11 protein-coding genes are annotated in these 13,698 nt (G+C 41.4%); 2 read left to right on the top strand and 9 right to left on the bottom strand.

Annotated elements, in window-relative coordinates; genetic code table 11:
* Positions 1 to 2: 2 nt before the first annotated feature.
* Positions 3 to 860 carry a MurR/RpiR family transcriptional regulator gene (locus ACIQYG_RS18740; protein ID WP_402840854.1) on the bottom strand — a complete coding sequence of 286 codons (858 nt, stop codon included), beginning with the start codon at positions 858 to 860 and terminating at the stop codon, positions 3 to 5.
* Between the two features lie 1,247 nt (positions 861 to 2,107).
* Between ACIQYG_RS18740 and ACIQYG_RS18735 the strand changes: the two genes are divergently transcribed.
* Complete coding sequence (locus ACIQYG_RS18735; RefSeq protein ID WP_402840852.1) at positions 2,108 to 2,524, top strand: PaaI family thioesterase; 417 nt, start codon at positions 2,108 to 2,110, stop codon at positions 2,522 to 2,524.
* A 162-nt stretch (positions 2,525 to 2,686) separates the two neighbouring features.
* Here the strand turns inward: ACIQYG_RS18735 and ACIQYG_RS18730 are convergent, their stop codons facing one another.
* Positions 2,687 to 3,259 (bottom strand): hypothetical protein, encoded by a 573-nt coding sequence (locus ACIQYG_RS18730; protein WP_402840849.1) that lies wholly within the window; start codon positions 3,257 to 3,259, stop codon positions 2,687 to 2,689.
* A gap of 340 nt (positions 3,260 to 3,599) precedes the next feature.
* Here ACIQYG_RS18730 and ACIQYG_RS18725 point away from each other — a divergent pair, with 340 nt between their 5' ends.
* Positions 3,600 to 4,364, top strand: coding sequence for a hypothetical protein (locus ACIQYG_RS18725; RefSeq protein ID WP_402840847.1), 765 nt, complete (start codon positions 3,600 to 3,602; stop codon positions 4,362 to 4,364).
* Positions 4,365 to 4,477: 113 nt separating this feature from the next.
* Here the strand turns inward: ACIQYG_RS18725 and ACIQYG_RS18720 are convergent, their stop codons facing one another.
* The 7 genes from ACIQYG_RS18720 to ACIQYG_RS18690 form a co-directional block, all read right to left on the bottom strand.
* Complete coding sequence (locus ACIQYG_RS18720) at positions 4,478 to 6,076, bottom strand: long-chain-fatty-acid--CoA ligase (RefSeq protein ID WP_402840844.1); 1,599 nt, start codon at positions 6,074 to 6,076, stop codon at positions 4,478 to 4,480.
* Between the two features lie 71 nt (positions 6,077 to 6,147).
* Positions 6,148 to 6,552: a PaaI family thioesterase gene (locus ACIQYG_RS18715; RefSeq protein ID WP_063576637.1), complete on the bottom strand. Its 405-nt coding sequence runs from the start codon at positions 6,550 to 6,552 to the stop codon at positions 6,148 to 6,150.
* A gap of 86 nt (positions 6,553 to 6,638) precedes the next feature.
* Complete coding sequence (locus ACIQYG_RS18710; protein WP_402840841.1) at positions 6,639 to 7,823, bottom strand: thiolase family protein; 1,185 nt, start codon at positions 7,821 to 7,823, stop codon at positions 6,639 to 6,641.
* 68 nt (positions 7,824 to 7,891) lie between these two features.
* Entirely contained in the window at positions 7,892 to 9,040 is a 1,149-nt protein-coding gene (locus ACIQYG_RS18705) for an acyl-CoA dehydrogenase family protein (protein ID WP_402840838.1), read from the bottom strand.
* 111 nt (positions 9,041 to 9,151) lie between these two features.
* On the bottom strand, positions 9,152 to 10,324 hold the full coding sequence (locus tag ACIQYG_RS18700) for a thiolase family protein (RefSeq protein WP_402840835.1): 1,173 nt from the start codon (positions 10,322 to 10,324) through the stop codon (positions 9,152 to 9,154).
* A gap of 94 nt (positions 10,325 to 10,418) precedes the next feature.
* A complete protein-coding gene (locus ACIQYG_RS18695) occupies positions 10,419 to 11,687 on the bottom strand; it encodes an MFS transporter (RefSeq protein ID WP_402840832.1) in 1,269 nt (422 codons plus the stop codon).
* 94 nt (positions 11,688 to 11,781) lie between these two features.
* Positions 11,782 to 13,383 (bottom strand): long-chain-fatty-acid--CoA ligase, encoded by a 1,602-nt coding sequence (locus ACIQYG_RS18690; protein WP_402840830.1) that lies wholly within the window; start codon positions 13,381 to 13,383, stop codon positions 11,782 to 11,784.
* Between the last annotated feature and the right edge of the window lie 315 nt (positions 13,384 to 13,698).

Here is a 13,698-nt window from a genome sequence, read left to right as displayed (position 1 = left end):
ACTCATTCATTAAACACCTCATAGCTTGAATATAGCCTTTCTAATTTTTGCTGATGGGTATAAATCCGTTTTGCGTCTTTTTGATGTATGCCTGCAATGACCAAGTCCAACAAGCTAATAACGGAAGCGATTGAATTGGTTCCGGTTTCTGCGTTTTCTTCAGTGGTCAATGAAATATCAGCGATGCGGCCGACAGGTGACAGAAGGCGGTCTGTAACTGAAATTAAACAAACTCCTTGTTCTTTGGCAACCTCTGCAACCTTTAATGTTTCATTCGCATATCTTGGAAAGGAAAAAACAACTAACGCAGACTTGTTAGTGAGATTACAAAACTTTTCATAGAAGTCACCTGTTGGTGAACATAAACTTACATTTTCCCTTAATGAACTTAGCGTATAGGAGAACCAATAGGCTGCGGCATGGGAAATCCGATGCCCTGCAATTAATATTTGGTCAGCCTGGATCAAGACATCGACTGCTTTCCATATATCCTGAACGTTCGTATGATCTAAAAGATGTCTTAAAATATGAACTTCGTTTTCTATCACTTTTGTAAATGGATCTTGCTTGTCATCAATGCGGAGAATGGAATCACTGTTGGATAAGTCTATTTGATTTTGGTGCAGCAGCTGTTTTTGAATCCTCGCCTGCATTTTACTAAACCCTTCAAATCCCAATGAATAGGAAAACCGAATGACCGTTGTTTCACTAACCTCCGCTTCCCGGCCAATTTGAAATGCCGTTTTAAAGGCGGCTTCATCCAAATTTTCAATCAGGTAAGCGGCAACTTTTTTTTGACCTGCCGATAAATGATCAAATTTTTCTTTTACTAATAATTTAAATGGAAGATGTTCCACCATATCACTCCTTCCTGACGAATTAAATACTTCTTTTCAAAATTAAGATGAAGGAAATACTTCTATATTTCATACACTATCACAATTTAATTAGAAAAAGAAGAAGATTTTTGATTTTTTTGATAATTATTGACTTCAAACTTCCCTACAGTTTTTTATAAAAACCACTCCAATTGATTTCAGAAATTCGCTCCCTTTCCGACTGTCTGCCGAGCCTCCTCGACGCAAGCGTCTGTGGGTCTAGGCTAGCCAGTTTTTCGACAGGAGTCTCGTAAATTTCTTCAATCCATTAAGAATTATAGTAAAAAAACAAACTAGGAGGATTAACTAGTCTCAAACATAATTCGGTGTGAGATCAGCCTGCAGTTTTTTCTAGAAAACATTCCAGCTGATTCCAGAAATCCGCTCCCTTTCCGCCGACTGTCTGCCAAGACTCCTCGGCACGAGCGCCTGTGGGGTCTCGGCTAGACAGTTTTTCGGCAGGAGTGTCGCAATTTTCTTCCATCCAATAAGGATTATAGGTGAAAAAAACTTAAAGGATAAACTGGTCTCAAACATAATTCGGTATGAGATCAGCCTACAGTTTTTTCTAGAAATCATTACAGCTGATTTCAGAATTCCGCTTCCCTCCGCCGACTGTCTGCCAAGCCTCCTCGGCACGAGCGCCTGTGGGGTCTCGGCTAGACAGTATTTCGGCAGGAGTGTCGCATATTTCTTCCATCCATTAAGGAGTACAGGAAAAAATATGAAATATAAACAGGTCTTAAACATGGTTCGTGATGAGACCAGCTAACAGTTTTTTCTTTTAAAACACAAAGTTGATTGGAACGGAAGGTACGAGACTCCTGCGGGAAAAGCGTGGCATGGGAGACCCCGCAGGCGCGCCGAGGAGGCTCCCGCCCGCCCGCGGAAAGCGAGTGCCTGAAGTGGAAATCAACGTTCCCATTTTATAAACCCACAAAAAAAGACTGTCGGCAAACAAAAATTATCTAGTTTGTAGACAAAAGGATTCTATCTAAATAAAACAAAGTTGAATGAAACAAAAGGTACGAGACCCCTGCGGGAAAAACGTGTCTAGGGGAGACCGCCCGCGGAAAGCGAGTTCCTGGAGTGGAAATCAAGACCACCACCAAATTACATTTCTTGTTTCGGATCTCTAATTACTTTATTTGTAAATCAACAACTTCATTGACATCAAGATATATGTTAGAATATTCTGTAGTTTCAACTTATTCAAGGGGGGTAATTTAATGGGGGAATCATTTAAAGGACACGAGCTTTTACAAGTTATAACAGAGGGTAAACAGCCACCGAATTGTGATTTTACGTTACAGATTGAAGCAAATTATGCCCAGGATGGAATTGCAAGGGGAATATGGAAAGTGGATGATAAATTTATAAATGGAAATGGTGTAGCAATGGGCGGTTTTGTCACTTCTGCAGCAGATATCATAATGGCTTATGCGATATCTTCTAAATTAAGCATTGGACAATCCTTCGCATCCATTGATTTACATACTACCTTTCATCGACCAGTAAGATTAGGAGACGTACAAGTTGAAGCAAAAGTTGACCGAATCGGAAAAAAAACAGCTTATGTACTCGCAGATTTATTTCAAAATGATAAAAAAGTGGCAAGCGTTGTATCATCAGTTATGGTCCTTTGAACCGGATAAAAAAGCATGTTACACAAAAAAAAGCCAATTGTAACATGCTTCTTTCATTTAGATAATTCGATAAAATCAAGAACAGTTCAGAAAATTCACCGCTTCGTTCAATCATTTCATTTGATCTCCATTATATATTTTTCTTGCAGATACCTTCCATCATCAAACAAACCATCGCAGCACAGGGCTTTTGAGATCCATTGTGAATAGACCGTAATCAATGACAACCATTTCATCGTTCCCGTTATATCCGACATTATCCAAACGCAAATCTATTGGAATAATTCCGTACCTTAGAAAATTCAATTCCAACTTGATCAGTTTTGTATATTCCTTGATTGCAAACGGTACGTTCGTGTCCACCTTCTTCATGATAATCCAGCCCGTCCCATACTCCTTAACCGGACATAAATACTTTTTGACTTTCTCATTACAGTTATTATATATATAGGCTTCGTTTGCATTGCTGATTAATCCTACTTCTGAAAATGCAACTTTTAATATATAGCCATTATTTAAATCATAGACGACCCGGTTAAATCCATGCCCAATGATTTTATACTTGAACTTTAGCGTTTTTCTGGCAGTAGACATTTTTTGTCCAGCTGTTTTATAAAATTGGAATATCCCTATTTGAGATATCCAGGACTCAATGGCTTTTATCTCTTGCCGGGACAGCATTGCACTTTTATTCGGCAGATGTATCCTTTCCTTACCATTGTTAATTGGCCACATTCCCTAAACGTCTCCTTTTATAATAATTTGTTACTAGAGAGAGGTTTCCAGGGATGAAAAAACAATAGAAGAATAAAAGCATGTTCTCATTTTTTCAAGATTTCCCCTTCGTTATATAATATGACTCTTTTATAAAACGGCTTGTACTGTAGCTGAGAAATCATTATCAAGGACAGGGAACCTCAAATCAGTGGGAAAATGGAATTTTTCGGTAATAAAAACCCACGATCTCTTGGGCACTCTTCTTTCCTTCATTTTCAAAAAAAGGTATATTACTCTTTGACATCAAAGTTAAGACAGGGAGTGATGAAGTATTCGTAAAAGTTGGATCATTTCGGCAATGGTTGGTTTATTGCTTACTTGTTTGAGTGTAATTGCCTACAATTATTTCGAGAGCGATAAAACTGAAAAAGGGAAAAATCCGGAAACAAAGGAATCTCAAATTGCTGAGGTGGAGGAATATGGCGGGACCCATCTAAAAAAAGTCGGTGATAAGGTTCACCATAAAAATTGGGGAACCTTCACATTACTAGAAACGAAGTCCATTAATGAATCATTTGAATTGGCACCCATGGTCATCACAGTCAAGGATATCCGCAGGATTCAATTATCTTCACTCACAGATGAAGCGAAGGAGGAGCTCAAGCCCTATACGGGATTGAGTTTTGAAGAGGCCTATTCGATATATTATAAAGAGAATTTATCCATGGAGGAAATCGATCAACAGGCGGCGTTGTCTAAAACGGATATCGATGAAGAGGTTTCTTATCTAGAGATAACTTATTCTGTTGAAAATAAAGATTCGAAGGAACTTCAGTTCTTCAGCATGGAAAATGTTACTTTCAATGATTACCTTTCATATGATGTGCCTTCTAAAAATTTCATCCATTCCGGAGATACTTTTATGGGGACAAAAAAAGTAAGTCGATCAGACTACCAACCAGGAGAAATGAGAAAAGGCACCATTGGCTTATTGGTTGATCCCGAGGAAAACTTCGAACGGCTCGATTCCTTTTCTTTCACTACCGATGATATAGCGGATGGTGAGTCTCATGAATTATTGGTGGATGGGACTTCATTTGAAATTCCCCTAAAAGGAAAGTAGTTTTATAGTCTATAAAGAATATGATAGAAAAACCCTAAATAAGGGGAACCTCGAAAAAAGGTTTCACTTATTTAGCGCTTCATATAAGCTTCCTAACGATAAATGAAATGGGATTATCTTTCCCCTACAGTAGGGCTTTGTGCTCCTTCCTCCATTAATATTCTACGCAATATTTTTCCTACAGCAGATTTTGGCAGTTGTTCCCTGAACTCAAAACTTCGCGGCACTTTATATCTGGCCAGTCGCTGTTCACAAAACTCCCTGATTTCCTGCTCCGGCACTGACTTTCCTTTCTTTAAAACTATGGCCGCTTTTACCGTTTCCCCACGGTATGAATCCAATACTCCATATACACAAGTCTCTTTTACGGCTGGATGCTGATAAATAATATCTTCGACTTCGATTGGATAAACATTATAACCGCTTGTAATGATCATATCTTTCTTCCTGCCTACGATATAAAAATATCCATCTTCATCCATCTTAGCGATATCCCCAGTGTAAAGCCAACCATCCCGCAAAGCTGTTGCCGTCTCCTCTTGATTTTTCCAATATCCCTTCATTACTTGCGGACCTTTAATGATCAGTTCGCCTCTTTCTCCTGCTGGCAATTCATCAACGCCTGTTTTCAAATCGACGATTTTAGCATCGGTATTTGGGTATGGAATTCCAATACTTCCTCGTTTTTTCTGTCCTATGACTGGATTACGGTGTGTAGTGGGTGAAGTTTCCGACATTCCGAATCCTTCCAATATTGTAACCCGAAATTTTCTTTCGAACTGTTGAATGATTTCTACCGGGAGCGGGGCAGAACCACAGCTGCAGTACTTAAAGCAGCATAAATCGTCCGCCGTTAAATCCGGGTGATTCAATAAAGCAATATACATGGTCGGGACACCAGGAAAAATGGTTGGCCGATGTGTTCGAATCAAATCTACCACCTTATTTATTTCAAATTTCTCTAATGTGATATAAGTTGATCCGGCATATATGGCACTATTCAATCTTCCATTTCCAAACACATGGAATAATGGGGTCAATCCAAGCATCCGTTCGCCAGGACTTTGGAGTTGAAGGGCATTTGCCGTGAAGGCAAAGTCTTGAAATACATTCGAGATCAAATTAAAATGCGTGAGCATGACCCCTTTTGATTTCCCTGTTGTCCCCCCTGTATATTGAAGAACAGCCACAGCTTCCTTGGGGTCGATATCCAGAGCAGGGAGTTCCTTATCTTTACTTGATAAATCAGTTCCAGTTTCCATTAATTGCTCGGCTGATATGAACGTTAACCTGTCAGAAAAACTTGTTAGCACTAATTTTCCCCGTTGTACCTCACGCCCAATGAACCAATTGGCTCCGGAATCCTGTAATATATAGTCCAATTCACTTGACTGATACAGTGGGTTCACTTGAACGACCATCCCCCCCAAACGATGAATGGCATAATAGGCAATGATATATTCTAGACAATTTGGCAGCATGATTGCTATACGATCGTCTTTTTGAAATCCACGGTTGTCTAAATTCACAGCAAAACGATCTGAGGCTTCCTTTAATTCCATATATGTCATTTCCCGATCCCCATCTATCACGGCCTTGCAGGTTGGGTAAAGTCGGGCTGAACGTTCAAGGAGTCCATATAATGACAATACTGGAATCTCAATTTCAGCAGGGGTTTCTTTAGGATAAAATCGATGCCAAGTTCTAGTCAATTTTTCACACCTCATTCTTTTCTATTAAAATGGAGCATAGTCACTTGTCAGCCAACTTGATCATCCTTGCCTCATTTATCACGAATGATTTTAAAAATTCCTGTGCCCTTCGCAATGATGTTGCCTTCAGCATCTTTTATTTCTCCTTCAGTAAAGGCTATTTTGTATCCTTTTTGCAGGACTTTTGCTTCCGCAAATAGTTCCCCGCTTGATATGCTGGCTAAATAATGTACTGTTAAGCTTGTCGTCACGACTTTAGATTTGGTGACGGAACGAGTCACCATTCCCAGAATGGTATCCAGCATGGTGGCATGAATGCCCCCGTGCAGTGTTCCATTGACATTAAGTAAGTGTTCTTCAATGTTTAGCTTTATAGTTACATTACCTTCTTCAAACCGGATGATTTCAAACCCAATATGTGAAAAGAATGCACTACTTTCGAATTGATTCCGAATATCCTCCACTTCAACAGGCAATCTTCCTCCCCCTCACTTATGCGCGATTCAACTTATATACGGAAAGGAGCAGAAACGTATGGGGTTTCCACTCCTTTATCGTTGGACTATATCGTTTCAATCATGATGGCCATTCCCTGTCCGCCGCCAACACAAAGTGTAGCAACTCCATATTTTTCTTTTCTGCGAATCAGTTCATATATTAGTGTTGTCACGATCCGGGCGCCCGTTGAACCGACTGGGTGCCCAAGTGCAATGGCTCCACCATTTACATTAACCTTGTTTTCATCTAACGATAAATCCCTGATTACTGCCAATGCCTGTGAAGCGAACGCTTCATTTAATTCGAAAAGCCCAATTTCTTCTACTTTTTTCCCGGTGCGCTCCATAAGTTTTCCAACGGCTGGTACTGGACCAATCCCCATTACTTCAGGAGAAACTCCAGCAGTCGCCCAATCGACAATCTTTGCAATTGGCTGTAATTGCAACCGTTCCGCTTCACTGGCTTTCATTAATACCAATGCAGTCGCTCCGTCATTACGGCCACAAGCATTACCGGCAGTGACGGTCCCGTTTTCCCTGAATGCCGGTTTTAAGCTTGCAAGCTTTTCCATTGTGGTGTCCGGGCGTGGATATTCATCCGTTTCAATGATAACCGTACTCTTCCTGTCAGAGACCTGGACAGGAACGATTTCATCTTTGAACTTTCCTTCTTCCATCGCTTGCGCCGCTCTTCGTTGACTTTCCACTGAAAAGGCATCTTGTTCTTCCCTGGAAATGTTGTATCGCTGTGCGACATTTTCAGCGGTGATTCCCATCCCCAAACTTTTCCCATAAATCTCTTGAGGTTGCTGCCCAGCTTCAGTATTAGAATCAACTAGTTTGGTGCTGTCTCCCCCAAAACGGGCACTTCTTAAATAAAGCGGTGCGCGACTCATGCTTTCCGTACCGCCGGCAACGACTATATTTGCTTGACCTGAGCTTATCTGCTGTGCTGCTGAGGTGATGGCTTGCATTCCAGATGCACATAACCGGTTTACCGTAAAAGCCGGTGCAGAATCGGGAATCCCTGATCGCAATGCCGCCACCCTCGCGACATTCGAGGATTCGGTCGTTTGCCTAACCTCCCCTAAAATGACTTCGTCCACTTGTTCAGCTGCAATATTTGCCCGCTTTATCGCTTCTTTAATGGCAATGCTAGCTAAATGACCGGAACTAATCTCTTTAAATGCTCCACCGTACCTACCAATTGGTGTTCGTACAGCACTCACGATCACGATATCTTCTCCCATTTCGTTCCTCCCCCTTGAAATACCAGATACTTGGGCAAAAGACTGCCTGCCCGAATAAAGCAGTACATTTAACACTCTTCCAAGACATTTCTTGCAATGATTAAACGTTGGATTTCATTCGTTCCTTCATAGATCTTCGTTATGCGGGCATCCCGATAGAAACGTTCAACTGGATATTCAGCCATATATCCCATACCACCATGAATTTGAACCGCTTTATCCGCCACCCGATTAAAAACGTCAGAAGCGAACAGTTTTGCCATTGAGGCTTCCTTGATCACTTTTTTTCCTTCATCAATCTTTTGTGCCGCCATCATCGTCAATGCTCTTGCAGCTTCCGTTTCGGTTGCCATATCAGCAAGCATCCATTGAATCGCTTGGTTGTCTGCGATTGGTTTACCGAATTGGATGCGCTCTTTTGCATATTTGGCTGATAATTCGATTAATTTACCACTTGAACCCACTGCTCTTGCAGCCAATCCTACCCGCCCTTCACCTAAAATTTTAAGTGCAGAGATATATCCCATTCCAACTTCGCCGATTACATTTTCTTCTGGTATGATACAATCCTCAAAAATGACCTGTGAGGTATATGATCCTCTTAACCCCATTTTTTTGTCCTTTTTGCCGACATTCAAACCTGGAAAGTCTCTTTCCACTAAAAAAGCAGTAATCCCTCCCTTTGCCCCTTTATCTTTATCCGTTAAAGCAAATACGGTATAAACATCAGCTATCGGCCCATTCGTGATGAAATGTTTCGTCCCGTTCATCACCCAGTAATCACCCTTCTTTTCTGCACTCGTTGCCAAATTGGTTGCATCCGATCCCGCTCCGGGTTCAGATAAAGCAAAGGCGCCAATTTTCGTGCCTGCTGCCATTTCAGGCAAGTATTTATTTTTCAAATGTTCGGATGCTAGCTTAACCAGACCTGTACTGCCAATCCCGGTGTGAGCGCTTATTAATGAAACGAAACCATTATGGGTCCTTCCTAACTGCTCTAATACGGTAGCCTTTCCCACCGAATTTAAGCCAATTCCACCGTATTGTTCGGGAATGCTTATCCCGAATAAGCCAAGGTCTTTTGCTTTTTCCACCAAATGCTCCGGGATGGCATCTTCTTCTTCAATTTGTATGGCAAAGGGCTCCACCTCCCTTTCAACAAAATTACGGATCATTTCCTTCATTTGCTGCATTTCCTTAGTTAAAGTGATTGTCACGAGTTTATTCCTCCTCAGTTCTGTTCATGTATAGTTCCATTGACAAGTTTTCTTCATAGGGCATATAGGGCTGAATGCTGTGTTAAATTCATTGTTTTTCTGCTATAAAAATCAGGCTTCACGTTCAATTATCGTAGCAATTCCCTGTCCGCCTCCAATACAAGCTGTAATTAGGGCGAGCCTTCCGGCAGAACGCTTCAATTCATGAACCGCTTTCGTAATGAGGATGGCACCCGTCGCACCTAGTGGGTGTCCATGTGCAATGGCTCCCCCGTTCACATTCACTCTTGCAAGATTCATATCAAGCTCCCGATTACAAGCAATGACTTGAGCAGCGAAGGCTTCATTAATTTCAATGATGTCCATTTCATTTAAGGAAAGCCCTGATTTCTCCATTACCTTTCTTATAGCGGGAACAGGCCCTATTCCCATATAATTTGGATCTACCCCTGCAACAGCCTGTGCCCTGATCGTCGCTAAAGGTTTAATCCCCAATTCCACCGCTTTTTCCCTCGACATGATGACCAATGCTGATGCGGCATCATTCAATCCCGAACTATTGCCTGCAGTCACGGACCCGCCTTCTAGAAACACAGGTAATAATTTGGCAAGCCCTTCTTTCGTTATTTGCGGTCGCGGATGTTCATCCAATTTAAATTCGATATCGTCACCTTTTCTGACGGGAATGTGAATAGGCACAATTTGTTCATTGAAGCGGCCCTCTTCCACGGCTCTGGCCATATTTTTTTGGCTTTGTAGAGCGAAGGCATCTTGTTCTTCCCTGCTGACCTCATATTTTCCCGCTAAGTTTTCAGCCGTGATTCCCATCGGGGGATCGCCAATCTCTTTTGGGGACAACCGGGACTTTCTAAACTGCGGTGGCTTTGCACTGTATGGTTTTTCCGGTCGGTCCATCAAGTATGGCGCCCTGCTCATGCTCTCGACCCCACCTGCGATATAGACATCGCCTTCGCCAGCCCGGATCGCTTGTGCAGCCAAGTTAACAGCATTTATTCCCGAGCCGCATTGACGGTCGACAGTCACTCCCGGAAGATGAATCGAGAGGCCAGTTTCCAGTGCAGTTAACCTGGCAATGTTTCCACCCCCGCTTAACACATTCCCCATGATTACATCATCTATCATTCGAGGTTCGACATTCGCTCGTTTTAAGGCTTCTTTCATCACTTCTGCTCCAAATACGTGGGCAGGAACAGATGCAAGTGCACCTCCCTGTTTTCCAATTGCTGTTCGAACTGCAGAAACTATAACGGCATCTCTATTCATTTCCCATCCGCTCCTTTTCCTTTTATTCACACCATTATTTGAAGGCATTCCTTCATTTCACCAATTTCATTGAATGTAAGCAGGTTCCGCCTGCTTATGAGGACTTAAGGTCAAAGTTATCCGAACTTTTATTTTTAAATTTCCCGGCCGGTTTAACGAATATCGCAAACAGGATGCCAAAAGCCAGGACAAGGATGGCCATGAACAATATCGATAGGTTATAACCCAATAGTTGATTTCCTCCAGCTAAACTTATGATATAGCCAGTTAATAGAGGTGCAATAATGCCCGCAAGATTTCCTGATGATGTTAAGATACTTGTCATCAATCCCCCCCGCTCCTGCATTTCATTGATCATGATCGTTGGTCCAATTGGTAAAATGGCGTATGTAAGACCCTTTGCTAAACACATGGCGACTATCACCCAGATTGGATTTTGAAATACCATGATTGAGGAAAAGAACAATGCACCAAGAATCATGGCGCCCGCAACGACGAATACCCTTGATGATCGCCAATTCTGATTCTTCTTGAATAAATGATCAGACGCCATCGAAACACCCATATAAATACATACGGAAACGACCCCGATTATCGCAACGCTGGTTCCCATTTGACCTGGAGTCATTTTTACGGCTTCGACTAAATAAATCGGGAGCCAAACAGAAAACCAAACAACTAAAATATACGTTGAAAAATAAGCGAGGGTAGTAAACAAAGCAGTAGGTGAAGCCAATAGCAGCAAAAAGTCTTTCACTTTTATTTTTTCCAGTTTTAGTTTCTTTTTCTTTTGAACGTTTTCATATACTTCAACTGGATTTTCCTTTGTTAAAAATTGAAAGAGGAAGAACCAAACAAGGCTTGCTCCTCCAAGAGCGGCAAAGGCAGCCTTCCAGCCGAATATCGTAATTAAGGAAACGAGGATCGGTGCCACGATCATCGCACCAACGGTCCCTCCGCCAACAACTACCGAATTGGCAAAACCTTTCAGCTTCGGCGGAAACCACTTATCGGCATGACTGTAAGCAATTGGACTATAAGGCCCTTCGAATGCGCCAAGTAAAATCCTATATAGAATTAATAATGGAAGAGCGGTAATGGCTAAAACGCCGAATTGCAAAACAGTCCATGTCAGCATGATAAACCCAAGCACTTTTTTAGCCCCCAGCCGATCAGCCCAAGCTGCCCCAAAAATCCCTGTTACTGGGTAGAGCCAATAATAACTGCTTCCAACAAGACCCCACTCCGCATAGGTAAGATTGAATTCCTTCATGATGGGAACAGCTGCGAGTCCCACGATCGATTTATCTGCAAAATTGATGACGGCTCCAAAGAATAATAGAATGAGAACAACCCAACGCATATGAATCCCTCCTCTACTTTATTTTTGTTCGCAAACTGGCAGACCATCCAAAGTATGTTTCGACTTAGATGGTTGGAACCACATTTCCCCTCTTTCAATCCTTTTCTAATTCCTCTTTAACTAACAATCTTTTTAATAGTTTACCCACTGTATTTCGCGGAAGTTCTTTTCTCAGTTCAAATACTTTTGGTACCTTATATGGCGTCAATTGGGAATAACAATATCCTTCTATTTCTTCAAGATCCACGGAAGCGCTTTCTTTAGGTACGATGAATGCTTTCACTATTTCTCCTTTTTCTTTATGGGGGATGCCAACCACAGCTGCCTCTTTAATTGCCGGATGTTCATACAGAACCCCTTCTACCTCCTGCGGGTAAATATTGAATCCTCCGACGATGATCATTTCTTTTTTCCTGCCGACGATATAGAAATATCCTTCGTCATCCATCACAGCAAGATCGCCAGTATATAGCCAATCATTCTGTAAGGCCTTTTTGGTTTCGGCTTCGTTATTCCAATAACCCTTCATGATTTGCGGACCTTTTATGAGCAACTCCCCGACGCATGTGTTAGGCACTTCATTATTTTCATCGTCAATGATCATACAGTCCGTACCTGGAAAAGGGATGCCAATGCTTCCTATTTTCCTTTTTCCGAAAGGCGGATTACGATGAGTGGAAGGTGAAGCCTCCGACAAACCGAAACCCTCTCCGATTTTGGCGCCGGTCAGCTCCTCAAATCGCTTAATTACTTCAACCGGCAGCGGCGCCGATCCACTAGAACAACTTTTTAAACAATTCAGTCCATAGTTTTCAATTCCTGGATGATTGACGAAAGCGTTATACATCTTTGGAACTCCCGGAAAGAAAGTCGGACGATACTTTTTTATTTTTGTAAGTACATCTTCAAGTTCGAATTTAGGAAATAAGAGGATGGCAGCTCCAATATAGATACCTAGATTCATTGCACTTGTCATTGCATAAACATGATAAAGAGGCGTTGCTGCCAAAACGATTTCTTCACCAGGTTTCAGGGAATCCCCATACATTTCAAAGCTCTGCATGACATTGGAGGTTAAATTATGGTGAGTAAGCATGACACCCTTCATCTTCCCAGTGGTGCCGCCAGTATATTGGATGACTGCAGTATCTTCATGCGGGCTTATCACTTCGGGCTTCTTGATGGCATCCCCGGTTTCAATCATCATTTGAAGGGAATAAGAGCCATTATGATCATTTTTCGTATCAATGCAAACATCAAATTCATATATCGTTTTCGTTTCTTCGATTGTATTTGCGGCCGTTTGGTCAAATACAATATTCTTGGTATCCGAGTCAATTAAAATTTGCAATAGTTCCCGCGGTTTATACATAGGATTTATTTGTACAACCAACAGACCTAGCGCCTGGGCAGCATAATAACTGATTATGAAATAAGGGTTGTTGGCCATCATCAGTCCAATCCGTTCACCTTTAACAAAGCCCATTTCTCTCCATTTACCTGCAAGTTTGTCTACCTGCATTTTTAGATTCTTATAATCCATGGAGTTGTCTTCATAAATGATGGCTGTATGGTGTGGAAACTTACCCGCTGTTATCTCAAGCAGTGAATAGACGGATTTTTCCGGTAGATTCATAGATTTCATTCTTTCAACATACCATTGCTCCCATGGTTTATTTATCGTTTTTCGCACCATATATCCCTCCCCACTTAAACGAATTTCATATCGTGCATGTTTGTTTTATACTTATTATTATTATTATGATTATGCAACTCCCATGCCAAGTCCCATTTTTATGAAAAAAGCGCTTATCATTAAGAACAGTCAATTCATTAATGAATTTTATTCACAAATAATGCCTTTCTATAGAGGATTCATCGAAATGCCCATAATTCATTTTTGAATTTAAACAAACTCAGCTTTGATTGCTTATATAACAGTATTGAAAAGTTGGTTTTTACCATAGTATAGATTATCCCTACTCATAAAACGTGATTTAGACTTTATCCA

It is taken from the genome of Peribacillus sp. NPDC096622 (assembly GCF_044762665.1).
GTDB classification, from domain to species: domain Bacteria; phylum Bacillota; class Bacilli; order Bacillales; family DSM-1321; genus Peribacillus; species Peribacillus frigoritolerans_B.
The sequence above is the reverse complement of the archived record's forward strand: the minus strand, read 5'-3'. Positions and strand labels throughout refer to the sequence as shown.